The 25,085-nt window shown below is 39.7% G+C and carries 18 protein-coding genes; 15 read left to right on the top strand and 3 right to left on the bottom strand.

The genetic code is table 11. From position 1 onward, the window contains the following. Nucleotides 1-24 precede the first annotated feature (24 nt). Both dnaG and rpsU read right to left on the bottom strand, forming a co-directional pair. On the bottom strand, nt 25-1,806 hold the full coding sequence (gene dnaG / locus GG9_RS05885) for a DNA primase (protein ID WP_005630858.1): 1,782 nt from the start codon (nt 1,804-1,806) through the stop codon (nt 25-27). Between the two features lie 133 nt (nt 1,807-1,939). Continuing rightward, nucleotides 1,940-2,155, bottom strand: coding sequence for a 30S ribosomal protein S21 (rpsU, locus tag GG9_RS05890; RefSeq protein WP_005627632.1), 216 nt, complete (start codon nt 2,153-2,155; stop codon nt 1,940-1,942). A gap of 231 nt (nt 2,156-2,386) precedes the next feature. On the opposite strand from rpsU, the gene tsaD reads away from it, so the two are divergent. The 3 genes from tsaD to GG9_RS05905 all read left to right on the top strand — a co-directional run bounded on the left by tsaD (nt 2,387) and on the right by GG9_RS05905 (nt 5,395). After that, nucleotides 2,387-3,415 carry a tRNA (adenosine(37)-N6)-threonylcarbamoyltransferase complex transferase subunit TsaD gene (gene tsaD / locus GG9_RS05895; RefSeq protein ID WP_005630857.1) on the top strand — a complete coding sequence of 343 codons (1,029 nt, stop codon included), beginning with the start codon at nt 2,387-2,389 and terminating at the stop codon, nt 3,413-3,415. Between the two features lie 141 nt (nt 3,416-3,556). Next, on the top strand, nt 3,557-4,138 hold the full coding sequence (locus GG9_RS05900) for a thymidine kinase (protein ID WP_005627636.1): 582 nt from the start codon (nt 3,557-3,559) through the stop codon (nt 4,136-4,138). 36 nt (nt 4,139-4,174) lie between these two features. Then, nucleotides 4,175-5,395, top strand: coding sequence for an aromatic amino acid transport family protein (locus GG9_RS05905; RefSeq protein WP_005630856.1), 1,221 nt, complete (start codon nt 4,175-4,177; stop codon nt 5,393-5,395). A gap of 142 nt (nt 5,396-5,537) precedes the next feature. Here the strand turns inward: GG9_RS05905 and GG9_RS05910 are convergent, their stop codons facing one another. Further along, a complete protein-coding gene (locus GG9_RS05910; RefSeq protein WP_005630854.1) occupies nt 5,538-5,798 on the bottom strand; it encodes a YfhL family 4Fe-4S dicluster ferredoxin in 261 nt (86 codons plus the stop codon). A gap of 77 nt (nt 5,799-5,875) precedes the next feature. Here GG9_RS05910 and GG9_RS05915 point away from each other — a divergent pair, with 77 nt between their 5' ends. The 12 genes from GG9_RS05915 to rpoC all read left to right on the top strand — a co-directional run bounded on the left by GG9_RS05915 (nt 5,876) and on the right by rpoC (nt 24,997). Then, nucleotides 5,876-6,658 (top strand): ribonuclease T2 family protein, encoded by a 783-nt coding sequence (locus GG9_RS05915; protein ID WP_005630853.1) that lies wholly within the window; start codon nt 5,876-5,878, stop codon nt 6,656-6,658. A gap of 95 nt (nt 6,659-6,753) precedes the next feature. After that, on the top strand, nt 6,754-7,914 hold the full coding sequence (pgk, locus tag GG9_RS05920; RefSeq protein ID WP_005630852.1) for a phosphoglycerate kinase: 1,161 nt from the start codon (nt 6,754-6,756) through the stop codon (nt 7,912-7,914). A gap of 119 nt (nt 7,915-8,033) precedes the next feature. Further along, nucleotides 8,034-9,113 carry a class II fructose-bisphosphate aldolase gene (fbaA, locus tag GG9_RS05925; RefSeq protein WP_005630851.1) on the top strand — a complete coding sequence of 360 codons (1,080 nt, stop codon included), beginning with the start codon at nt 8,034-8,036 and terminating at the stop codon, nt 9,111-9,113. Between the two features lie 67 nt (nt 9,114-9,180). After that, nucleotides 9,181-10,221 carry a glycosyltransferase family 9 protein gene (locus tag GG9_RS05930; RefSeq protein ID WP_005630850.1) on the top strand — a complete coding sequence of 347 codons (1,041 nt, stop codon included), beginning with the start codon at nt 9,181-9,183 and terminating at the stop codon, nt 10,219-10,221. Nucleotides 10,222-10,433: 212 nt separating this feature from the next. Next, the gene (locus GG9_RS05935; RefSeq protein WP_005630848.1) at nt 10,434-11,978 is read left to right on the top strand and encodes a YjjI family glycine radical enzyme; all 1,545 of its coding nucleotides are present in this window, start codon (nt 10,434-10,436) and stop codon (nt 11,976-11,978) included. Nucleotides 11,979-11,986: 8 nt separating this feature from the next. After that, nucleotides 11,987-12,775: a 4Fe-4S cluster-binding domain-containing protein gene (locus GG9_RS05940; protein WP_005630846.1), complete on the top strand. Its 789-nt coding sequence runs from the start codon at nt 11,987-11,989 to the stop codon at nt 12,773-12,775. Nucleotides 12,776-12,878: 103 nt separating this feature from the next. After that, on the top strand, nt 12,879-14,132 hold the full coding sequence (locus GG9_RS05945) for a NupC/NupG family nucleoside CNT transporter (protein WP_005630844.1): 1,254 nt from the start codon (nt 12,879-12,881) through the stop codon (nt 14,130-14,132). Between the two features lie 69 nt (nt 14,133-14,201). Further along, the gene (deoD, locus tag GG9_RS05950; protein ID WP_005630842.1) at nt 14,202-14,918 is read left to right on the top strand and encodes a purine-nucleoside phosphorylase; all 717 of its coding nucleotides are present in this window, start codon (nt 14,202-14,204) and stop codon (nt 14,916-14,918) included. 170 nt (nt 14,919-15,088) lie between these two features. After that, entirely contained in the window at nt 15,089-15,517 is a 429-nt protein-coding gene (gene rplK, locus GG9_RS05955) for a 50S ribosomal protein L11 (RefSeq protein WP_005630840.1), read from the top strand. 4 nt (nt 15,518-15,521) lie between these two features. After that, nucleotides 15,522-16,211, top strand: a complete 690-nt coding sequence (gene rplA, locus GG9_RS05960) for a 50S ribosomal protein L1 (protein ID WP_005630838.1) — start codon at nt 15,522-15,524, stop codon at nt 16,209-16,211. 381 nt (nt 16,212-16,592) lie between these two features. Continuing rightward, on the top strand, nt 16,593-20,621 hold the full coding sequence (rpoB, locus tag GG9_RS05965; RefSeq protein ID WP_005630836.1) for a DNA-directed RNA polymerase subunit beta: 4,029 nt from the start codon (nt 16,593-16,595) through the stop codon (nt 20,619-20,621). 125 nt (nt 20,622-20,746) lie between these two features. Beyond that, a complete protein-coding gene (gene rpoC / locus GG9_RS05970; protein WP_005630833.1) occupies nt 20,747-24,997 on the top strand; it encodes a DNA-directed RNA polymerase subunit beta' in 4,251 nt (1,416 codons plus the stop codon). The last annotated feature ends 88 nt before the right edge of the window (nt 24,998-25,085 follow it).

The raw sequence follows: 25,085 nt of genomic DNA, 5'->3' as shown, positions 1-25,085 counted from the left end.
TACGAACTTAGAATTTTATCATTGTTATTGCGGATTAACTAACTGTTTTTTCTGCTGTTCTTTACCCGCTAAAAGGTGAACGAGTACTGTTTTTTCCTCGTTAGTCAGTCCTTCAGCTCGTTCTTTAGCAATAAGCATTTCAATGTCTCGCTCAATGGCTTGAATATTTAAGCGACGATAGTTTTGTGAAAATGCATTGATCATTTCTGCTTCGTCTAATAAATGATCCCAAGTTGCCAGTATTTCAAGGGGATTGCTGTAAGGCGTATCACGGAAGTGCTCTAAAATCTGCCCTGTAGTAATACCTTCTCGTTGTCGACAAAGTGCGGTCAATTTTTCCAGAATTTCAAAACCAGCTTCTGCACGTAATGCTTGCACGCCGCTTTCAGATATGCGTTTTACTAATTCAGGATTTTGCAGAAGCAATGAAATGACCATTCGCATTGGTGTCTTCTTGATCTTATTATTAGCAACTTTTTGTTGTGTATTGGTTTGTTCTAATTGTTTTGGAATAAGATTTTCTAGCTGAGTTTGATCAAAAATTCCTAGCTTTTGAGCCAACATATTGCGTAGCGACAAGCGAAGCATTTCTCCAGGAATTTGACGAATTAACGGTGCAGCCAAAGCAACTAATTTTCCGCGCCCTTCTTTGCTAGAAAAATCAACTTGTGGGCTTAAGTGAGCAAACATAAACTCGCTTAAAGATTGCGCACTTTCGATATATTCTTCAAATTTTTCTTTGCCATATTGGCGAATGTAAGTATCAGGATCTTCTCCCTCTGGCAAGAAAATAAATTTGAGTTGTCTGCCATCTTCTAAATAAGGCAATGCATTTTCTAATGCGCGCCACGCTGCATCACGCCCTGCACGGTCGCCATCGTAACAACAAATAACTTGCTCGGTCGAACGAAAAATAAGTTGAATTTGTTCTGATGTCGTAGATGTCCCTAAAGAAGCGACAGCATAATCCACGCCAAATTGTGCTAATGCCACCACATCCATATAACCTTCAACAACAAGTAATTGTTTTGGTTCATCGTTGGTTTGTAAGGCTTCGTACAAACCATAAAGCTCGTTACCTTTATGATAAGTAATGGTTTCTGGCGAATTCAGATATTTCGGTTTCTCATCTGTTAATACCCGACCTCCAAAAGCCACTGTACGTCCACGTTTATCGCGAATAGGAAACATAATGCGATTTCGGAATTTATCGTAAATATTGCCACGATCATTTCGAGAAAGCATGCCTAACTCAATGAGTTTTTGTTGTTCTTCACGATTAACACCAAATTTACGCAATACAGTATCCATTGCATTCGGCACAAACCCAATTTGAAAACGCTCAATAATTTCAGCCGAAAGCCCGCGTTGTTGTAAATATCCTTGCGCCTGCGCATTTAATGGTAATTGGCTTTGATAGAACTTGGCAATCTCTAGCATTAATTCATAGAGATTTCGTTTGGTTTGATAATTAGCTTGAGGTTTCCCGCTGTTATTAGTGCGTTTTTCGTAAGGTACTTCAAGCCCTGCCATCGCTGCAAGTTCTTCAATAGCCTCTACAAATTCAAGCTTGTCATAATCCATTAAAAAGGAAATCGCATTACCATGCGCGCCACAACCAAAGCAATGATAAAACTGTTTCTTTTGACTAACCGTGAAGGATGGTGTTTTTTCGTGATGGAAAGGGCAGCAGGCTTGATAATCGCGGCCAGCTTTTTTTAGTTTTATGCGCGTGTTAATCACATCGACAATATCGGACTTTGTCAGCAAATCATCAATAAAGGGGCGTGGAATAGAACCTTTCATTGTCGAGCCTCCGTGATCGTGGTGTGAAAGTGCGGTCGTTTTTGGCGTAGATTTTTGTTGTGCTTAAAGTAACAAAACCGTGAGTCCAAAGGATTCACGGTTTGTCTTAACTCGAGTCAGAAAATACTATAAATTAGTATAAACGGGTATTGCGCGCGTTTTCGCGAGCGTTGCGTTTTGCGTGACGTTTTGCAAGTGTTGCATTTTCACGTTTACGAATTGTAGTTGGTTTTTCGTAAAATTCGCGAGCGCGTACTTCAGCTAAGATTCCCGCTTTTTCGCAAGAGCGTTTGAAACGACGTAAAGCTACGTCAAATGATTCGTTTTCACGTACTTTAATTACAGGCATAAGCCAATCACCTCAATGAGTTTAATTTAATTGCAATTTAAAATTTTATTTTCGCCAAAGCACCAATGTACAAACGGCAAATTTAATAAAGGACGCAATTCTAATCTACTTTTAGGGAAAAAGTAAAGGAAAGAATGCCAATTCACCTTAATATTTGTGGTTTCAACTGGTTAAAACCGCTTAAACAGGGTAAAATCGCGCAACATTTTAGGTAATAAATTAAGAAAATCAATGAAAATCTTAGGCATTGAAACCTCGTGTGATGAAACGGGCGTGGCGATTTATGATGAAGAAAAAGGGTTAATTGCTAATCAACTTTATACTCAAATTGCCCTGCATGCAGATTATGGTGGTGTTGTTCCTGAATTAGCATCGCGCGATCATATTCGTAAAACAGCTCCTCTCATTAAAGCTGCGTTAGAAGAAGCTAAGTTAACGGCGAGCGATATTGATGGCGTGGCTTATACGAGTGGCCCAGGGCTTGTCGGTGCACTGCTCGTCGGTGCTACGATTGCGCGTTCTTTAGCCTATGCGTGGAATGTTCCTGCGATTGGTGTTCATCATATGGAAGGGCATTTACTTGCGCCAATGCTTGATGAAAATTCACCACACTTTCCTTTTGTTGCTTTGTTGGTATCGGGTGGTCACACTCAATTAGTGCGTGTAGATGGCGTAGGAAAATACGAAGTAATTGGCGAATCCATTGATGATGCAGCAGGTGAGGCCTTTGATAAAACAGCAAAATTACTTGGACTAGATTATCCAGGTGGTGCGGCACTTTCTCGTTTAGCGGAAAAAGGCACGCCAAATCGTTTCACATTTCCACGCCCAATGACAGATCGTGCAGGCCTTGATTTTAGCTTTTCTGGTTTAAAAACGTTTGCCGCAAATACGATTAATCAAGCGATTAAAAACGAGGGTGAACTAACAGAACAAACTAAATCGGATATTGCTTATGCTTTCCAAGATGCGGTGGTGGATACTCTTGCCATTAAATGTAAGCGTGCATTGAAAGAAACAGGTTATAAACGTTTAGTGATTGCGGGAGGGGTAAGTGCAAATAAAAAACTCCGAGAAACGCTTGCGCACTTAATGCAAAATTTAGGTGGCGAAGTGTTTTATCCTCAACCTCAATTTTGTACAGATAATGGTGCGATGATTGCTTACACAGGTTTTTTACGTTTAAAGCAAGGTCAGCATAGCGATCTGGCTATTGATGTTAAGCCTCGTTGGGCAATGACGGAATTGGAAGCGATTTAATGTTTATGTTTTATCGTGGGTAGGTATATCCACAGCTAATTATAGTAATAAGCTTACCTTTCGGGGAACAATCACTTTATCCCAAAGGGATAACACTGAAATGAACCTAGGGTATACCTACCCTAGGTATGAAGGAAAAAAATGGCGAAACTCTATTTTTATTACTCGACAATGAACGCCGGAAAATCAACGACGTTGCTACAATCTTCCTATAACTATCGTGAGCGTGATATGAACACATTAGTTTATACGGCTGCGATTGATGATCGTTTTGGCGTGGGGAAAGTCACATCGCGTATTGGCATTTCACAAGATGCCTTTTTATTTCGCTCGGAAACCAATTTGTTTGATGAAATTAATGAGCATTTAAAAAAAGAAAAAGTGCATTGTGTGTTGGTGGATGAAGCTCAATTTCTTAGCAAGCAACAAGTTTACCAGTTGAGCGATGTCGTCGATAAACTCAAAATTCCTGTGCTTTGTTATGGCTTGCGTACAGATTTTCAAGCGGAGCTTTTTGAAGGAAGTAAATATTTACTGGCTTGGGCGGATCAACTCGAAGAATTAAAAACAATTTGTTATTGTGGCCGCAAGGCTAACTTTGTTTTGCGCTTAAATGATCAAGGTGAGGTTATTAAAGAAGGCGCGCAAATTCAAATTGGGGGCAATGACTCTTACCTTTCTGTTTGCCGTTTACACTATAAAGAAAAGTGCGGTCAACTTTAAATTAGTTTTCAAACACAACACTATAAGGATAATTTTATGTTACAGAATAAAACATTTGGGAGTGCACTGATTATTGCAGGCACAACCATTGGAGCAGGTATGCTTGCTATGCCGCTTACATCAGCGGGAATGGGATTTGGTTATACCGTGTTATTGCTCGTGGGATTGTGGGCTTTGTTGGTTTACAGTGGATTGTTGTTTGTAGAAGTGTATCAAACAGCGGAGCAGTTGGATGATGGTGTCGCCACGCTCGCTGAAAAATATTTTGGGGTTCCTGGACGAATTTTAGCAACATTGAGTTTGTTAATTTTACTTTATGCGCTTTCTGCCGCCTATATTACTGGTGGTGGATCTTTGCTTTCAGGCTTGCCAACTGCGTTTGGAATGGAAGCGATGTCGCTTAAAACGGCGATTATTATCTTCACTGTTGTATTAGGTTCTTTTGTGGTTGTAGGAACGAAAGGCGTGGACGGTTTAACTCGCGTGTTATTTATTGGTAAGTTAGTCGCCTTTGCTTTTGTGCTATTTATGATGCTTCCAAAAGTAGCAACAGATAATTTAATGGCATTGCCTTTGGATTATGCTTTTGTAGTTTCTGCGGCACCGATATTTTTCACCTCTTTCGGTTTCCACGTCATTATGGCGAGTGTAAATAGCTACTTAGGTGGAAGTGTTGAAAAATTTCGTCGTGCTATTTTGATTGGTACTGCTATTCCATTAGCCGCTTACCTTGTATGGCAGTTAGCAACTCATGGTGTATTAAGTCAAAGTGAATTTGTGCGCATTTTACAAGCCGACCCAACGCTAAATGGATTAGTGAATGCAACACGTGAAATTACAGGTTCTCATTTTATGGGGGAGGTGGTTCGCGTGTTCTCATCACTTGCGTTAATTACTTCATTCTTAGGCGTAATGCTTGGTGTGTTTGAAGGCTTAGGTGATTTATTCAAACGCTATCATTTGCCAAATAATCGCGTTGTATTAACCATTGCCGCATTTTTACCGCCACTTGTATTTGCATTGTTTTATCCTGAAGGATTTATTACTGCATTAAGTTACGCTGGTTTGTTGTGTGCTTTCTATTGCTTAATTTTACCAATTGGCTTGGCATGGCGTACACGTATTGAAAATCCAACATTGCCATATCGTGTTGCTGGCGGTAATTTTGCTTTGGTGTTTGCGTTATTGATTGGCGTGGTGATTATGGTCATTCCATTTTTAATTCAATGGGGATATTTACCAGCCGTAGCGGGATAATGTGAAGAAAAGTAACTCAATGTAGTTCTTTTTATAGATAAAAGTGCGGTGGAAAATTTCAGTTTTATGATAATAAAAATAAGCTCAAAATTAACCGCACTCTTTTAGAAGATAATAAGTCATATTTCAGTTGCTTTAAAAATTACAATTTATCTGAATGATGAATGATCACAAAGCGTTCCCAAAGCTGTTCTTCGGTTTCTTGATGTTCAGGATCGGGCTTAATACAGTTAGTGATTGGGCAAACTTTTTGGCAGGTTGGGGTGTCGTAATGACCGACACATTCCGTGCAAAGTACAGGATCGATCACATAAATCTCATCGCCAATGGAAATGGCTTCGTTCGGGCATTCTGGTAAGCACATATCGCAGTTGGTACATTTGCTAGTGATGAGTAATGCCATTGTGATCCTTAATAGAAAGTTGAAAGCGGCGAATTATAGCCGACAAAAACTTGATTGACAAAAACTAAACAAAATTTATGAAAAAATTCACTTCCACCCTTTCGCTTATTGTCCTCGTTGTATTAGCAATTTGGCAGTATTTTACCGATTCAACCAAAACTAAAAATCAATCATCTTCTCCCGTAATTGAGCAGACGAAGCAAATAAAAGCATCGGCGCCTAAATCTGAGCCTCAATTTGAGACAAAGCGGACGGATATTGAAAAAAGTGCGGTGAAAAATCCGAATGTTTTTGCCAATTATGATGTGATTATGCGCGATGATCCTATCGGGCAAAATGCAAAGGCGCCTGTCGATTATTATATGTTGGCATTATCTTGGTCGCCTGGATTTTGTGATATTCAGCGTGAAAAATATGGTAATCAGTTGCCTTCTTCCGCTCAATATCAATGTGGAAATAACCGCGCTTTAGGTTGGGTCGTTCATGGGCTGTGGCCTCAAAATGCAAATGCCCTTTCAGTGACGGATCATCCACGTTTTTGTAAGGGCGATTTACCAGCCTTGCCAAAAGATTTATTAGCACGATATTTGGCTATCTCACCAGGTGAACAATTATTACAAGGCGAATGGGAAAAACACGGCAGCTGTGCATTTGATTCTGCCCAGCAATATTTTGCTAAGGAGCAGGAATTATTTAGCTCATTAAAATTACCGAATCAAAATTTAAGCCGTAATGAACTTTTTCGTTGGATGAAACAACATAATCCACAATTAAAAAATGCTTATTTAGGTGCAAGTCGAAACGAATTATTTATTTGTTATGATAAAAAATGGCAGGTAATGAATTGCCAAGGCAAATAAGAATTTCTTTGATCTAAATCGTTACAACCTAGCGCGAAGTAGGTATAATACGAAAAGTTTTCAATTTTAATTTTAACTTAACAAGAGGATAGATTATGTCAGTAATCAAAATGACCGATTTAGATTTAGCCGGTAAACGTGTATTTATCCGTGCGGATCTTAATGTGCCAGTAAAAGATGGCAAAGTGACCTCAGATGCGCGTATTCGTGCGACCATTCCTACTTTAAAATTAGCCTTAGAAAAAGGCGCAAAAGTGATGGTAACTTCTCACTTAGGTCGTCCAACTGAAGGTGAATTCAAACCAGAAGATTCTTTACAACCAGTTGTTGATTACTTAAAAGACGCAGGTTTTAATGTTCGTTTAGAACAAGACTATTTAAACGGCGTAGATGTTAAAGAAGGCGAAATTGTTGTTTTAGAAAACGTACGCGTGAACAAAGGTGAAAAGAAAAACGATCCTGAATTAGGTAAAAAATATGCCTCACTTTGTGATGTATTTGTAATGGATGCGTTTGGTACCGCTCACCGTGCGCAAGCATCAACTTACGGCGTCGCAGAATTTGCACCAATCGCTTGTGCAGGTCCATTATTAGCCGCTGAATTAGATGCATTAGGTAAAGCATTAAAAGAACCTGCTCGTCCAATGGTGGCTATTGTTGGTGGTTCTAAAGTTTCCACTAAATTAGAGGTATTAAATTCTCTTTCAAAAATCGCTGACCAAATTATTGTGGGCGGTGGTATTGCAAATACTTTCATTGCGGCAGCAGGTCACAATGTAGGTAAGTCTTTACATGAAGCTGATTTAATCCCAGTCGCGAAAGAATTAGCAGCAAGCACAGATATTCCTGTGCCAGTTGATGTACGTGTTGGTTTGGAGTTCACTGAAACTGCAGCAGCAACAGAAAAATCAGTCACTGAAGTAAAAGATGATGAATCTATCTTCGATATCGGTGATAAATCTGCAGAACAATTAGCAGAAATCATCAAAAATGCAAAAACCGTTTTATGGAATGGTCCAGTTGGCGTGTTTGAATTCCCTAACTTCCGTAAAGGGACTGAAATCATTTCTCGCGCGATTGCAAACAGCGATGCATTCTCTATCGCAGGGGGCGGTGATACATTAGCGGCTATCGATTTATTCGGTATTGCAGACAAGATCTCTTACATTTCAACTGGTGGCGGCGCGTTCTTAGAATTCGTAGAAGGCAAAGTATTACCAGCAGTAGAAATTCTTGAAAAACGTGCGAAAAACTAACCGCACTTTTCCTATGTGACATATTGATGGCGAGCATTAAAATATCGCCATCAATAAAAAGTCAAAAAAATTCTCCAATTGTGGGTTTGTCCCGCTAAACATAAAAAGGAAACACAAGTATGGCTAAATTATTAGATATCGTGAAACCTGGTGTAGTAACAGGTGAAGATGTGCAAAAAATCTTTGCTTATGCAAAAGAGCATAACTTTGCTATCCCAGCAGTAAACTGCGTAGGTTCTGACTCAGTTAATGCCGTGTTAGAAACTGCTGCACGCGTAAAAGCGCCAGTTATTATTCAATTTTCTAACGGTGGTGCTGCGTTCTATGCGGGTAAAGGTGTTAAACCTGCAAGCGGTGCCCGTCCTGATGTGCTTGGTGCGATTGCTGGAGCGAAACACGTTCATACTTTAGCTAAGGAATACGGTGTTCCTGTTATTCTTCACACTGACCACGCTGCGAAAAAATTACTTCCATGGATTGATGGTTTACTTGAAGCGGGTGAAAAACACTTCGCAGAAACTGGCCGTCCATTATTCTCTTCTCACATGCTTGACCTTTCTGAAGAGCCAATGGAAGAAAATATGGCAATCTGTCGTGAATACCTCGCTCGTATGAATAAAATGGGGATGACCCTTGAAATCGAAATCGGTATTACCGGTGGTGAAGAAGATGGCGTAGATAATTCTGGTGTTGATGAGTCTCGTTTATACACTCAACCATCTGACGTACTTTATGTTTACGACCAATTAAATCCAGTAAGTCCTAACTTTACGGTTGCTGCAGCATTCGGTAACGTACATGGTGTTTACAAACCAGGTAACGTAAAATTAAAACCATCTATTTTAGGTGCATCACAAGAGTTCGTTGCGAAAGAACGTAATCTTCCGGCTAAACCAATTAACTTCGTCTTCCATGGTGGTTCTGGTTCTAGCCGCGAAGAAATCCGCGAAGCAATTAGCTACGGTGCAATCAAAATGAACATTGATACCGATACTCAATGGGCATCTTGGAATGGTATTTTGAACTTCTATAAAGCAAATGAAGCTTATCTTCAAGGTCAATTAGGTAACCCAGAAGGCCCAGATGCGCCAAACAAAAAATACTACGATCCACGAGTATGGTTACGTAAAATGGAAGAATCTATGTCTAAACGCTTAGAGCAATCTTTCGAAGACTTAAATTGTGTTGATGTTTTATAATCCACAAAAATAACATAAAATACGACCGCACTTTCAAGTGCGGTTTTTTTATTTTAGCGGAGAAATTATGGAAAAGATCTTAGTTATTCGTAACGATAAATTAGGTGATTTTATGCAAGCATGGCCCGCTTTTGCTATGCTGAAATTATCGAATCCTTCTTTAAAATTAACCGCACTTGTGCCGAGTTACACAGCGCCTCTAGCGGAAGTTTGTCCGTTTATTGATCATGTCATTATTGATAGCAAAAAAAATGATAAAACGGATTTTAAACGTCTTGTGCAGGAAATCAAAGCGCAGCGATTTGATGGAATGATTAGTTTCTTTTCCAATACCCATAATGGAAAACTCGCTTGGAAAAGCGGGATTAAATATCGCCTTGCACCTGCAACTAAATGGGTTCAAATTCTCTATAATCACCGTCTAACACAACGCCGTTCTCGTTCTGAAAAATCGGAAGCGGAATACAATCAAGATTTAGTCCGCGCTTTTTTGCACAAGCATAATATGCCAGTTGTTGAACCTAAACCGCCTTATTTAACCTTTGAGAAAAGTGCGGTGGAAAATCAACGAATTTTCTTGCAAGAGAGTTTAGGGCTTTCTGCAAATAAAAAATGGATCTTTGTGCATAGTGGCTCTGGTGGTTCAGCAACGAATCTTTCTTTAGCGCAATATGCAGATTTAATTAAAGGCTTATTAGCTGAGTTTGATTGCAATATTGTACTGACAGCAGGGCCTGGAGAAAGTGAAAAAGCCCATGAATTGGCAAATTTGGTGGATGATTCACGTGTAGTTATTTACGATAAGAATAAAGGTTTAGTGGATTTTGCTCATTCTTTGGCTTGTGCGGATTTATTTATTGCGGGATCTACAGGACCATTGCATTTGAGTAGTGCGTTTAATATTCCGACTATCGGGTTTTATCCAAATAGTCGTTCTTCTCAGCCGAGACGCTGGAAACCCATTAATGATGCAGATAAGCATCTTGCATTTTGCCCACCTGCGGGAAAAGAGACTCAAATGAATCTAGGGTTAATTTCTATTCAACAAGCATTACAAGAGATAATCCCTTTTGTTAAGAAAATGTGTTATTCAAGTGATAATATTTAAAATTCGCCAATCAAATTAAAACTGGCGGATATTTTCTGTTCTGCCAGTAAAATCCTTTTCTCTCTACCATCTAAATTCTATATTTCTTATTTTAATGATTAATCGTTTGCTTGAGTTTTTATTTCTGAAAATGTGATCTCGCTCACATTTTCAAAATTGTCTATTTTGTTACCATTGCGTACAATACAAAACCATTTTCAAAGGGGAACGTTATGTTAGCTTCACTTCAAGATATTCTCGATACGGTTAAAGCCAATAATCTGACTTATCACCAAAAATTAATGACATTAGGCAATATTGCCGAACGTTTATTTGATCCTCGTGATTTGCTTGGTTATACCGATGAGGAATGGGGCTTTTTACAGAATCAGATGATTTGTGATTTATGTGAAGGTTACGCGATTTATCGTCCTCGTTATATCCTGCCTGATTACAATGTGTATATCCAAAAAGGCTGCGAATTTTTAGAGTTGCCGCCACCAAAAGATCTTGATGAAGCACTTGATGGATTATTGATTCTTTACTCCCACGTGCCATCGATTACGACTTATCCTGTTTATGTTGGTCGTCTTGATGTATTGCTCGAACCGTTCATTACTGACGAAGAAAAAGACTACATAAAAATTAAGCGTTTCTTAAATCATATCGATAAAACTGTGCCTGACTCATTCTGTCATGCCAATATTGGGCCTTATGATACGAAAGCGGGTCGCTTGATTTTACGCGCGGTGATTGAGCTTGAAGCGCCAACACCGAATATGACCATTCGTTATGACAAATCTAAAACGAGCCGTGAGTTTGCTGAACTTGCAGCAAAAGCCTGTTTATTAGTTTCTAAGCCATCTTTTGCGAACGATGCTTACTATATTTCCGATCTAGGTGAAGAATATGGCGTAGCAAGTTGCTATAACGCACTGCCTGAATGTGGCGGTGCTTACACATTAACGCGTTTACGTCTAGGCACTATTGCTCGCGCGTGTAAAAGTGCGGATGAAATGCTAAATGAATTATTACCACGTGTGGCGAAATGTGCTCTTTCAACGATGGATAAACGACACAAATTTGTAGTGGAAGAAAGTAATTTCTTTAACAGTTCATTCCTCGAAAAAGAAGGCTTTATCAAACGCACTAATTTTACGGGAATGTTTGCAATTGTGGGCTTGGCAGATGCAGCAAACCATTTATTGCAATGTGAAGGATTAAATGAAACCTTTGGTAAAAGTGCTCGTGGTGATGAAATTGCGACAGCAATTATGGATAAACTTAAAGAAATCACTGATGCACATGAAGGGGTTTATGCAGAACGCACTGGCAATCGTTATTTATTACATGCGCAAGTTGGCGCAAGTAACCACGAAGAAGACAAACGCAACGCACCAGCTCACCGTATTCGTGTAGGCGAAGAACCAACGTTACTTGCGCATTTGAAACAGTCTGCACCGTTCCATAAATATTTCCCATCTGGTACAGGGGATTTATTCGCCTTTGATCAAACCTATGTGGATCACTGCGATGCGGTGGTGGATATTATTGATGGTGCATTCTCTTTAGGCTATCGCTACATTACAACCTATTTGAAAAATACAGATTTAATTCGTGTTACAGGTTATCTGGTGAAGAAAAGCGAAGTTGAAAAATACCGTAAAGGCGAAGTCGCATTACGCGATACAACCTGGTATGGCTCGGGTACGGATGAATGTGCTAATGTGTTTGATCGCCAGTTACGCGATGAAAAAGATGTCACTGCTAAAAAATAATTGGAAAAATGACCGCACTTTCTGAGATTTTTGTGCCATTACATCGGATTATTCCTTTTTCAAATGTAGAGGGGCAAGGCAATCGTTCGAGTATTTTTCTGCAAGGTTGCAAGTTAAATTGCTTGTATTGCCATAATCCGGAAACCATTCCTCGTTATACGGAAAACGCGAAATTGGTTAATTTGCAGTATTTGTATGAACAGGTTATGGAGGCGGTTCCATTTATTCGTGGCGTAACAATTTCAGGTGGTGAACCGACTATCCATCATAAAAAACTCGTGCCGCTCTTTGAGGCTTTACGTTCACAAGGATTAACCTGTTATTTGGATAGTAGTGGCTTTTTTGAGTTTGATCGTATTCGTTCGTTAATCGATGTCACTGATAAATTTTTATTCGATCTGAAAGGAGAGGGTGCAGGCTTGCAAACACTCTGTTTCGATCGGCAAAATCAAGCAGGCATTGTACCACAGCAAGTGATGCCAGAACGTTTACATATAAAAAACGATAAACTGGAGCGGAATTTGCAAAATTTAGCTGCCTTGTTGCCATTAAATAAAGTGGAAGAGGTGCGGTTAGTTTTTTTAAAGAATTTTTTTGATGCGGAACATTTAGTGAGCAAGGTTGCTCAACTGCTACGAAATTATCCTGACGTGGCATTAAAAATTATCCGTGTGCATAACAAAGGTGCGCGTGATGAAGCAGGGTTATCCGCACATATCCCAAGTGCGGAGGAAACAAATGAGCTGGCGAAGCTGGCTTATCAATATGGGATTGAAAAAGTCCTGACTATTTTGTAATCGTTTGTGTTAAGTGCGGTGAAATTTCACCGACTTTTTCATCAAAAACAAGTAAAATAGTGCCGTTTTATTTTTATCAACTTCACCAACTAAGGGGAATCAAATGAGTGTGTTAAGCAGCATTTTGGGAATGGTCGTATTAATCGCTATTGCCGTGTTACTTTCCAATAATCGTAAAGCGATTAGTATTCGAACTGTCGTAGGGGCGTTAGCAATCCAAGTAGGATTTGCCGCCCTTATTTTATATGTGCCTGCAGGTAAACAAGCATTGGGTGCCGCTGCGGATATGGTATCTAACGTTATTGCCTATGGTAACGACGGGATTAATTTCGTTTTCGGCGGATTAGCAGATCCAAGTAAACCATCAGGTTTTATTTTTGCAGTGAAAGTATTACCGATTATCGTGTTCTTCTCTGGCTTAATTTCTGTGCTTTACTATCTCGGCATTATGCAAGTAGTAATTAAAGTATTAGGTGGTGCATTGCAAAAAGCATTGGGTACGTCAAAAGCTGAATCCATGTCAGCGGCGGCGAATATCTTCGTCGGTCAAACTGAAGCACCATTAGTTGTTCGCCCTTACATTAAAAATATGACCCAATCTGAATTATTTGCCATCATGGTAGGTGGTACAGCATCTATCGCGGGTTCAGTAATGGCGGGTTATGCTGGAATGGGCGTGCCATTGACATACTTAATTGCTGCGTCATTTATGGCGGCACCAGCAGGTTTGTTATTTGCGAAATTAATGTTCCCACAAACAGAACAATTCTCTGATAAACAACCAGAAGACAATGATTCAGAAAAACCAACTAACGTACTTGAAGCAATGGCAGGCGGTGCGAGTGCAGGTATGCAACTTGCGTTAAACGTAGGTGCAATGTTAATCGCATTCGTTGGTTTAATTGCATTAATTAACGGTATTTTAAGTGGTGTTGGTGGCTGGTTCGGCTATGGCGACTTAACTTTACAATCTATCTTTGGTTTAATTTTCAAACCATTAGCATACTTAATCGGTGTAACTGATGGTGCTGAAGCAGGTATCGCAGGGCAAATGATCGGGATGAAATTAGCGGTTAATGAATTTGTGGGTTATCTTGAATTTGCAAAATACTTGCAACCAGATTCTGCGATTGTATTAACTGAAAAAACCAAAGCAATTATTACTTTCGCACTTTGTGGTTTTGCTAACTTCAGCTCAATTGCAATCTTAATCGGTGGTTTAGGTGGAATGGCACCAAACCGTCGTAGTGATGTTGCACGCTTAGGCTTAAAAGCAGTAATCGCAGGTACTTTAGCAAACTTAATGAGTGCAACGATTGCAGGCTTGTTCATCGGACTCGGTGCTGCAGCGCTTTAATTCTCGGATAAGTGCGGTGAAAAATGACCGCACTTTTTATTTTTACATTTGAAAAAAGGAAGGTAAATTATGACTCCACATATTAACGCGCCTGAAGGTGCATTTGCAGATGTTGTTTTAATGCCGGGTGATCCACTTCGTGCAAAATACATTGCAGAAACATTTTTGCAAGATGCAGTAGAAGTAACAAATGTTCGTAATATGCTTGGTTATACCGGTACTTACAAAGGTCGTAAGATTTCTATTATGGGCCATGGTATGGGGATTCCATCTTGCTCTATTTACGCGAAAGAATTAATCACCGAATACGGTGTGAAAAAAATTATCCGTGTAGGTTCTTGTGGCGCTGTTCGTATGGACGTAAAAGTACGTGATGTGATTATCGGTTTAGGTGCATGTACTGATTCAAAAGTAAACCGTATTCGTTTCAAAGATAACGACTTTGCAGCTATTGCTGACTTCGATATGGCACAGGCCGCTGTTCAAGCTGCAAAAGCAAAAGGCAAAGCAGTTCGTGTAGGTAATTTATTCTCTGCAGATTTATTCTATACACCTGATGTAGAAATGTTCGATGTAATGGAAAAATACGGAATCTTAGGCGTGGAAATGGAAGCTGCAGGAATTTATGGTGTGGCTGCAGAATATGGTGCGAAAGCATTAACAATTTGTACCGTGTCTGACCATATTCGTACTCACGAACAAACCACGGCAGAAGAGCGCCAATTAACATTCAATGATATGATTGAAATTGCATTGGATTCAGTATTAATTGGTGAAGCACAATAATTTCTTATAGTGGATTTAATAAGTGCTTGAAAAACAACCGCACTTTTTATATAATCCGCGCCTATTATGAGCCGTTCGCGGCTCATATTTTTGTGTGGTGCAATATGTTGCACTGAAAATTATCGGGGAGCTATTTAATAGCGTTATTACCCAATTAGAGGAAAACTAAAATGGCAAAAAAAGTCCAAGCCTACGTTAAGTTGCAAGTTGCAGCTGGTATGGCAAACCCATCACCACCAGTTGGTCCTGCATTAGGTCAACAAGGTGTGAACATCATGGAATTCTGTAAAGCATTCAATGCTCGTACTGAGAGCTTAGAAAAAGGTTTACCGATTCCAGTTGTTATCACCGTTTACGCTGACCGTTCATTTACTTTCGTCACTAAAACCCCTCCAGCAGCAGTATTATTGAAAAAAGCTGCAGGCATCAAATCTGGTTCCGGTAAACCGAACAAAGATAAAGTGGGTAAAGTAACTTTAGATCAAGTTCGTCAAATCGCTGAAACTAAAGCAGCAGATATGACTGGCGCGACTATCGAAACTAAAATGAAATCAATCGCTGGTACTGCTCGTTCAATGGGCTTAGTGGTGGAGGAATAATACGATGGCTAAATTGACTAAAAAAATGAAAGCAATCAAAGCTGGCGTAGATTCTACCAAAGCATACGAAATCAACGAAGCGATCGCGGTATTAAAACAATTCGCAACGGCTAAATTCGTTGAAAGTGTTGACGTTGCAGTAAACTTAGGTATCGATCCTCGTAAATCTGATCAAAACGTTCGTGGTGCAACTGTATTACCACACGGTACTGGTCGTGAAGTACGCGTAGCTGTGTTCACTCAAGGTGCTAACGCAGATGCAGCTAAAGAAGCTGGTGCTGATTTAGTAGGTATGGAAGATTTAGCAGAGCAAATCCAAAAAGGCGAAATGAACTTTGATGTTGTTATCGCTTCTCCTGATGCAATGCGTGTTGTTGGTCAATTAGGTCAAGTATTAGGTCCACGTGGTTTAATGCCAAACCCTAAAGTTGGTACTGTAACACCAAACGTTGCTGAAGCAGTTAAAAACGCTAAATCTGGTCAGATCCGTTATCGTAACGATAAAAACGGTATCATCCACACCACTATCGGTAAAGCAAACTTCTCTGAAGTTCAATTAAAAGAAAACCTTCAAGCATTATTGGCTGCTTTAAACAAAGCAAAACCAACTACAGCTAAAGGTATCTTCATCAAGAAAGTAAGCATCTCTACCACTATGGGTGCTGGTGTGGCTGTTGATCAAACTTCTTTATAATTTAAAGAATTGATAGATTTTAAACCGCACTTTTTGAAAGTGCGGTTTTTTGTTTCATAAAATTTCTATATAAGTTTTAAACTTGACGAGAAAGCCGCATTCATTTAAAATCTACCGCCTCAAAATTAGCAAAGGTTTAGATTGATTTTTAATCAATTTTGACCTTTAATTGTTTAATTTAACCGTGTTTTGATAGAAAACACATCTATACAATGATAAATTCACCGTTATTTGTCGTTGTTTTGCTCAAGTTGTCGTCCTATGTAATTTGAGTTGTCACCCCACTATAGAAGTAAGGTTCAGAGTGCGGTCATTTTAACGGTCATTCACGTCACAGTTAGTTTGTGGCTAGGTCACTGAACAGTTAGCAGAGGAAAACCAATGGGTTACTCCTATTCTGAAAAAAAACGAATTCGTAAAGATTTCGGTAAACGTCCGCAAGTTTTAAATGTTCCTTATTTATTAACCATTCAGTTGGATTCTTTTGATAAATTTATTCAAAAAGATCCTGAAGGTCAGCAAGGTTTAGAAGCGGCATTCCGTTCTGTATTCCCTATTGTAAGTAATAATGGCTATACAGAATTACAATATGTAGATTATCGTTTAGAAGAACCGGAATTTGATGTTCGTGAATGTCAAATTCGAGGTTCAACTTACGCAGCAGGCTTACGTGTAAAATTACGTTTAGTGAGCTACGATAAAGAATCTTCTTCACGTGCAGTTAAAGATATTAAAGAAAATGAAGTTTATATGGGCGAAATCCCATTAATGACTGACAACGGTACTTTCGTGATTAATGGTACCGAGCGTGTTATCGTTTCACAATTACACCGTAGTCCAGGCGTATTCTTCGATTCTGACAAAGGTAAGACCCATTCTTCAGGTAAAGTGCTTTATAACGCACGTATTATCCCTTACCGTGGTTCTTGGTTAGATTTTGAATTCGATCCAAAAGATAACTTATTTGCGCGTATTGACCGTCGTCGTAAATTACCGGCAACAATCATTCTTCGTGCATTAGGCTACACCACTGAAGAAATCTTAAACTTATTCTTTGATAAAATTACCTTTGAAATCGCTGGCGATAAATTGTTAATGACTTTAGTGCCAGAACGTTTACGTGGTGAAACTGCTTCTTTTGATATTGAAGCAAATGGCAAAGTTTATGTTGAACGTGGTCGTCGTATTACTGCACGCCATATCAAGGCATTAGAAAAAGATAAAATTTCACAAGTCGTTGTACCTTCTGAATATATTTTAGGTAAAGTTGCGTCGAAAGATTATGTTGATTTAGAGTCTGGCGAAATTATTTGCCCTGCAAATGGTGAGATTTCTTTAGAGACTCTTGCAAAATTAGCACAAGCAGGTTACACCACGATCGAAACTTTATTTACTAATGATTTAGATTATGGCCCATATATTTCTGAAACGCTACGTGTCGATCCAACTTATGACAAAACCAGTGCGCTTTACGAAATTTATCGCATGATGCGTCCAGGTGAACCACCAACACCAGAATCTTCAGAAGCGTTATTCAATAACTTATTCTTCTCTGCAGAGCGTTATGATTTATCTGCTGTCGGTCGTATGAAATTCAATCGTTCTTTAGTGATCGCAGAAGGTGAAGGCGCTGGTACTTTAGGCAATGAAGATATTATTGCGGTAATGCGTAAATTGATCGACATCCGTAATGGTCGCGGCGAAGTGGATGATATTGACCACTTGGGTAACCGTCGTATCCGTAGTGTAGGTGAGATGGCGGAAAACCAATTCCGTATTGGTTTAGTGCGTGTAGAAAGAGCGGTGAAAGAACGCTTATCTTTAGGTGATTTAGATGCAATCACACCGCAAGACTTAATTAATCCAAAACCAATTTCTGCAGCGGTGAAAGAATTCTTTGGTTCTTCACAACTTTCGCAATTTATGGACCAAAACAACCCATTATCAGAAGTTACGCACAAGCGTCGTATTTCTGCATTAGGTCCAGGCGGTTTAACGCGTGAGCGCGCAGGCTTTGAAGTGCGTGACGTACATAATACCCACTATGGTCGTTTATGTCCGATTGAAACCCCTGAAGGTCCAAATATCGGTTTGATCAACTCACTTTCTGCGTTTGCACGTACTAATGATTATGGTTTCTTAGAAACCCCATATCGTAAAGTGGTTGATGGTCAAGTAACCGAAGAAATCGAATACTTATCTGCAATTGATGAAGCAAACTATATCATTGCACAGGCAAACTCAAATTTAGACGAAAATAACCGTTTTACTGATGCATTTGTTACTGCTCGTGGTGAACGTGGTGAATCAGGTTTATATAAACCTGAAGATATTCACTATATGGACGTTTCGACACAACAAGTGGTATCTGTCGCGGCTGCATTGATTCCATTCCTTGAGCATGACGATGCGAACCGTGCGTTGATGGGTGCGAACATGCAACGTCAAGCAGTTCCAACATTACGTGCTGACAAACCATTAGTTGGTACAGGTATGGAAAAACCAATCGCACTTGACTCTGGTGTTGCGGTTGTTGCAAAACGTGGTGGTACAGTTCAGTATGTCGATGCTTCTCGTATCGTTATTAAAGTAAATGAAGATGAAACCATTGCAGGTGAAGCAGGTATTGATATTTATAACTTAATCAAATATACCCGTTCTAACCAAAATACTTGTATTAACCAAATTCCTTGTGTGAATTTAGGCGATCCAATCAATCGTGGTGAAGTATTAGCAGACGGTCCTTCTACTGATTTAGGGGAGCTTGCATTAGGTCAAAATATTCGCGTGGCGTTCATGCCTTGGAACGGCTATAACTTTGAAGACTCAATGTTAGTTTCTGAACGTGTTGTTCAACAAGATCGTTTCACTACCATCCATATTCAAGAATTATCTTGTGTTGCGCGTGATACCAAGTTAGGTGCAGAAGAAATTACTGCGGATATTCCAAACGTAGGTGAGTCAGCGTTAAGCAAACTTGATGAATCAGGTATTGTTTATGTTGGTGCAGAGGTTAAAGGTGGTGACATCTTAGTAGGTAAAGTAACGCCTAAAGGTGAAACTCAATTAACCCCAGAAGAAAAACTTTTACGTGCAATCTTTGGTGAAAAAGCTTCTGATGTTAAAGATTCTTCATTACGTGTGCCAAACGGTACATCAGGTACGGTTATTGATGTTCAAGTCTTCACTCGTGATGGCGTAGAAAAAGATAAACGTGCATTAGAAATCGAAGAAATGCAGCTTCGTGAAGCGAAAAAAGATTTAACTGAAGAGTTAGAGATTTTAGAAGCTGGCTTATTTGCTCGTGTTCGTAATCTTCTTATTTCTAGTGGTGCTGATGCAGCGCAATTAGATAAATTAGATCGCACTAAATGGTTAGAACAAACCATTGCAGATGAAGAAAAACAAAATCAATTGGAACAGCTTGCAGAGCAATACGAAGAACTTCGTAAAGAGTTTGAACATAAACTTGAAGTGAAACGCAAGAAAATCATCAAAGGTGATGATCTTGCACCAGGCGTGTTAAAAGTGGTTAAAGTTTACCTCGCGGTGAAACGTCAAATCCAGCCGGGTGATAAAATGGCGGGTCGTCATGGTAACAAAGGCGTTATCTCGAAAATTAACCCAGTTGAAGATATGCCATACGATGAGAATGGCCAACCAGTTGAAATCGTATTGAATCCACTGGGCGTACCATCTCGTATGAACATCGGTCAGATCCTTGAAACTCACTTAGGTTTAGCAGCGAAAGGTATTGGTGATCAAATCAATACAATGCTTAAACAAAAACAAGAAGTGGAAAAATTACGTGGTTATATCCAAAAAGCGTATGATTTAGGTAATGGCTCACAAAAAGTGGATTTAAGTACCTTCTCCGATGAAGAAGTATTGCGTTTAGCTGAAAATCTCCGTAAAGGTTTACCAGTTGCGACACCGGTATTTGATGGTGCAGCTGAAGCTGAAATCAAAGAGCTATTAAAACTTGGTGGATTACCAACTTCAGGTCAAATCACTTTATATGATGGCCGTACAGGTGAGAAATTTGAGCGTCCAGTAACAGTAGGTTATATGTACATGCTCAAATTGAACCACTTAGTTGATGACAAAATGCATGCTCGTTCAACTGGTTCTTATAGCCTTGTTACACAACAACCATTGGGTGGTAAAGCTCAATTCGGTGGCCAACGTTTCGGTGAGATGGAGGTATGGGCACTTGAAGCATATGGTGCAGCTTACACCTTACAAGAAATGTTAACGGTGAAATCTGATGATGTGAATGGTCGTACGAAGATGTATAAAAACATCGTAAGTGGTAACCAACACATGGACCCAGGCACACCGGAATCTTTCAACGTAATTATGAAAGAAATCCGCTCACTTGGTTTAAATATCGAGTTAGACGAAGAGTAATCAGTAGGGGAGTGAAGAATTTATGATTCACTCGCCTTACGAAAGAAAAATCGCCGAAGTGCGGTGGAAAAATATCGAAATTTTTAACCGCACTTTAAACCTTTAACTCCGACAGGAGAACATTTGTGAAAGACTTAGTTAAGTTTTTAAAAGCACAGTCAAAAACCAGTGAAGATTTTGATGTGATTAAAATTGGGTTAGCTTCCCCAGATATGATCCGTTCTTGGTCATTTGGTGAAGTGAAGAAACCTGAAACCATTAACTACCGTACGTTCAAACCTGAACGTGATGGTCTTTTCTGTGCACGTATCTTCGGGCCTGTAAAAGATTACGAATGTTTATGTGGTAAATATAAACGTTTAAAACACCGTGGTGTGATTTGTGAAAAATGTGGTGTTGAAGTTACCCAAACTAAAGTTCGTCGTGAACGTATGGGGCACATTGAACTTGCATCGCCAGTTGCGCATATTTGGTTCTTAAAATCGTTACCATCTCGTATCGGTTTACTTTTAGATATGCCATTGCGTGATATCGAACGTGTACTTTACTTTGAAATGTACATCGTGACCGAACCAGGTATGACGGATTTAGAGCGCGGTCAATTATTAACAGAAGAACAATACCTTGACGCTGAAGATCGTTGGCAAGATGAATTTGAAGCGAAAATGGGTGCCGAAGCGATTCAAGATCTCTTAAAAGGTATGGATCTTGAAGCTGAATGTGAAAAATTACGTGAAGAATTACAAGAAACTAACTCTGAAACTAAACGTAAAAAAATCACTAAACGCTTAAAATTATTAGAAGCATTTGTTCAATCTGGTAATAAACCAGAATGGATGGTAATGACTGTATTACCAGTTCTTCCACCAGATTTACGTCCATTAGTACCACTTGATGGTGGTCGTTTTGCGACTTCAGATCTGAACGATTTATATCGTCGTGTGATCAACCGTAACAACCGTTTAAAACGTTTATTAGATTTAATTGCGCCAGATATTATTGTGCGTAACGAAAAACGTATGTTACAAGAATCTGTTGATGCCTTATTAGATAATGGTCGTCGAGGTCGTGCAATTACAGGTTCTAACCGTCGTCCATTAAAATCATTAGCGGATATGATCAAAGGTAAACAAGGTCGTTTCCGTCAAAATTTATTAGGTAAACGTGTTGATTATTCTGGTCGTTCTGTAATCACTGTTGGTCCATACTTGCACTTACACCAATGTGGTTTACCGAAGAAAATGGCATTGGAATTATTCCGTCCGTTTATCTATGCGAAATTAGAAAGTCGTGGTTATGCTACGACAATCAAAGCAGCGAAGAAAATGGTTGAGCGTGAAGATGCGATCGTTTGGGATATTCTTGCAGAAGTTATTCGTGAACACCCAATTCTATTGAACCGTGCACCAACACTTCACCGTTTGGGTATCCAAGCCTTTGAACCAATCTTAATCGAAGGTAAAGCTATTCAATTACACCCACTCGTTTGTGCGGCGTTCAACGCGGACTTCGATGGCGACCAAATGGCGGTACATGTTCCATTAACCCTTGAAGCGCAATTAGAAGCTCGTGCGTTGATGATGTCCACTAATAACGTGCTTTCTCCAGCAAACGGTGATCCTATTATCGTTCCATCACAAGACGTGGTATTAGGTCTTTATTATATGACCCGTGAAAAAGTGAACGGTAAAGGCGAAGGTATGTTATTACAAGATCCTCGCGAAGCTGAAAAAGCATATCGTACTGGTGAAGCAGAATTACATTCTCGTGTGAAAGTACGTATTACTGAATATGTGAAGAATGAAGCTGGCGAATTTGATGCGAAAACCACATTAACCGATACCACTATCGGTCGTGCGATTTTATGGATGATTGCACCAAAAGGAATGCCTTATTCATTGTTTAACCAAACATTAGGTAAAAAAGCCATTTCTAAACTGATTAACGAAGCGTATCGTCGTTTAGGTTTAAAAGAAGCGGTAATGTTTGCTGACCAAATTATGTATACTGGTTTTGCGTATGCGGCACGTTCTGGTTCATCAGTTGGTATTGATGATATGGAAATTCCAGCGAAGAAATATGAAATTATTTCTGCAGCGGAAGAAGAAGTGGCAGAGATTCAAGAACAATTCCAATCAGGTCTTGTGACGGCAGGCGAACGCTATAATAAAGTAATCGATATTTGGGCTGCGGCGAATGAGCGCGTAGCGAAAGCGATGATGGAAAACTTATCTCAAGAAGAAGTCATCAATCGCGAAGGTAATCCTGAAAAACAAGCATCCTTTAACAGTATCTTTATGATGGCGGATTCTGGTGCGCGTGGTTCTGCAGCACAGATTCGTCAGTTAGCAGGTATGCGTGGTTTGATGGCTCGTCCAGATGGTTCGATCATTGAAACCCCAATTACAGCAAACTTCCGTGAAGGTTTGAACGTATTACAGTACTTTATTTCAACCCACGGTGCCCGTAAAGGTTTGGCGGATACTGCATTAAAAACAGCGAACTCTGGTTACTTAACTCGTCGTTTAGTTGATGTAGCACAAGATTTAGTGATTGTAGAAGATGACTGTGGTACGCACGAAGGCTTAGTAATGACCCCATTAATCGAAGGTGGAGATGAAAAAGTGCCACTTCGTGAATTAGTGTTAGGTCGTGTTGCTGCAGAAGATATTTTAAAACCAGGTACAGAAGAAGTATTAATTCCTCGTAACACGTTATTAGATGAAAAACTCTGTGATGTGTTGGATGCAAACTCTGTGGACAGCGTAAAAGTACGTTCTGTTGTAACTTGTAATACTGACTTTGGCGTGTGTGCGAAATGTTACGGTCGTGATCTTGCTCGTGGTCATTTAATTAACCAAGGCGAAGCGGTGGGAGTTATTGCCGCTCAATCTATCGGTGAGCCAGGTACACAGCTAACAATGCGTACGTTCCATATCGGTGGTGCGGCATCTGCGGCAGCGAAAGAATCTAGTGTGCAAGTTAAAAACACTGGTACGGTGCATTTAATGAATGCAAAATTCGTCACTAACGATGAAGGAAAACTAGTATTAACTTCTCGTAACACGGAATTAACTATTACCGATGCATTTGGTCGTACTAAAGAACACTATAAAGTGCCTTACGGTGCGGTGTTAAGCAAGGGTGACGGCCAAGATGTAACAGCGGGCGAAACGATCGCAAATTGGGATCCACATACAATGCCAGTTGTCTCTGAAGTATCTGGTTTTGTGAAATTCGTCGATATTGTTGATGGTTTAACTGTGACTCGTCAAACTGATGAATTAACAGGTTTATCATCAATCGTCGTTCAAGATGTAGGGGAACGTGCAACTGCGGGTAAAGATTTACGTCCAACTATTAAATTGGTTGATGCAAATGGCAACGATATTTTCTTACCTGAAACTGATGTTCTTGCACAGTATTTCTTACCGGGTAAAGCAATCGTAAGTTTAGATGATGGCGCAGCAGTGAAAGTAGGGGAACCATTAGCACGTATTCCACAAGAATCTGTGGGTACTAAAGATATTACTGGTGGTTTACCACGCGTTGCGGATTTATTCGAAGCACGTAAACCAAAAGAACCCGCTATCTTGGCTGAAATTTCTGGTATCGTATCTTTCGGTAAAGAAACTAAAGGTAAACGCCGTTTATTAATTACTCCTGTGGAAGGCGAAACTTACGAAGAAATGATTCCAAAATGGCGTCAGCTCAACGTATTTGAAGGCGAAATGGTACAACGTGGTGATGTAATTTCTGATGGTGCTGAAACGCCACATGATATTTTACGTTTACGTGGCGTGCGTGCAGTAACTGAATACATCGTGAACGAAGTACAAGATGTTTACCGCTTACAAGGGGTAAAAATCAACGATAAACATATCGAAGTAATTGTTCGCCAAATGTTGCGTAAAGCGATTGTAACGAAAGCCTATGATTCCGAATTCCTTGAAGGGGAACAAGTTGAAGTGGCTCGTGTGAAAATTGTTAATCGCCAACGTGAAGCGGAAGGTAAACCACCAGTTGAATTTGAACGCGAATTATTGGGTATTACTAAAGCGTCACTTGCGACTGAATCCTTTATCTCCGCAGCATCGTTCCAAGAAACCACGCGTGTTCTTACCGAAGCAGCAGTGGCAGGTAAACGTGATGAATTGCGTGGCTTGAAAGAGAACGTAATCGTAGGTCGATTAATTCCTGCGGGTACAGGTTTTGCGTATCATCAAAATCGTCACAAACATCGTTTAGTTGATGATGTTGTAGCGAAATTATCTGAAGAAGATGAAGCTGCTATCGCTGATGAGTTTGTCATGACTGCAGACGATGCAAGTGCAAACTTAGCTGAAATGCTTAACATGGCAGATGATGCGGAATAATTAATTTCCTACATAAGAAAACCCGAATGAAAGTTCGGGTTTTTTATTTGTATGAAAATGGGTAGGCGTTTTATTCCATAACAATAAG

Origin of the sequence: Haemophilus haemolyticus M19501 (assembly GCF_000222025.1) — a bacterium.
Taxonomy (GTDB): domain Bacteria; phylum Pseudomonadota; class Gammaproteobacteria; order Enterobacterales; family Pasteurellaceae; genus Haemophilus; species Haemophilus haemolyticus_G.
The sequence above is the reverse complement of the archived record's forward strand: the minus strand, read 5'-3'. Positions and strand labels throughout refer to the sequence as shown.

What these genes read in the sequence shown, in the direction of transcription:
- GG9_RS05900 (WP_005627636.1), top strand. Translation starts at nt 3,557, where the DNA reads ATGGCGAAACTCTATTTTTATTACTCGACAATGAACGCCGGAAAATCA.
- GG9_RS05935 (WP_005630848.1), top strand. Translation starts at nt 10,434, where the DNA reads ATGTTAGCTTCACTTCAAGATATTCTCGATACGGTTAAAGCCAATAAT.
- rpoB (WP_005630836.1), top strand. Translation starts at nt 16,593, where the DNA reads ATGGGTTACTCCTATTCTGAAAAAAAACGAATTCGTAAAGATTTCGGT.
- GG9_RS05930 (WP_005630850.1), top strand. Translation starts at nt 9,181, where the DNA reads ATGGAAAAGATCTTAGTTATTCGTAACGATAAATTAGGTGATTTTATG.
- rplK (WP_005630840.1), top strand. Translation starts at nt 15,089, where the DNA reads ATGGCAAAAAAAGTCCAAGCCTACGTTAAGTTGCAAGTTGCAGCTGGT.
- GG9_RS05945 (WP_005630844.1), top strand. Translation starts at nt 12,879, where the DNA reads ATGAGTGTGTTAAGCAGCATTTTGGGAATGGTCGTATTAATCGCTATT.
- fbaA (WP_005630851.1), top strand. Translation starts at nt 8,034, where the DNA reads ATGGCTAAATTATTAGATATCGTGAAACCTGGTGTAGTAACAGGTGAA.
- rplA (WP_005630838.1), top strand. Translation starts at nt 15,522, where the DNA reads ATGGCTAAATTGACTAAAAAAATGAAAGCAATCAAAGCTGGCGTAGAT.
- tsaD (WP_005630857.1), top strand. Translation starts at nt 2,387, where the DNA reads ATGAAAATCTTAGGCATTGAAACCTCGTGTGATGAAACGGGCGTGGCG.
- GG9_RS05940 (WP_005630846.1), top strand. Translation starts at nt 11,987, where the DNA reads ATGACCGCACTTTCTGAGATTTTTGTGCCATTACATCGGATTATTCCT.
- pgk (WP_005630852.1), top strand. Translation starts at nt 6,754, where the DNA reads ATGTCAGTAATCAAAATGACCGATTTAGATTTAGCCGGTAAACGTGTA.
- GG9_RS05910 (WP_005630854.1), bottom strand. Translation starts at nt 5,798, where the DNA reads ATGGCATTACTCATCACTAGCAAATGTACCAACTGCGATATGTGCTTA.
- GG9_RS05915 (WP_005630853.1), top strand. Translation starts at nt 5,876, where the DNA reads ATGAAAAAATTCACTTCCACCCTTTCGCTTATTGTCCTCGTTGTATTA.
- GG9_RS05905 (WP_005630856.1), top strand. Translation starts at nt 4,175, where the DNA reads ATGTTACAGAATAAAACATTTGGGAGTGCACTGATTATTGCAGGCACA.
- rpsU (WP_005627632.1), bottom strand. Translation starts at nt 2,155, where the DNA reads ATGCCTGTAATTAAAGTACGTGAAAACGAATCATTTGACGTAGCTTTA.
- deoD (WP_005630842.1), top strand. Translation starts at nt 14,202, where the DNA reads ATGACTCCACATATTAACGCGCCTGAAGGTGCATTTGCAGATGTTGTT.
- dnaG (WP_005630858.1), bottom strand. Translation starts at nt 1,806, where the DNA reads ATGAAAGGTTCTATTCCACGCCCCTTTATTGATGATTTGCTGACAAAG.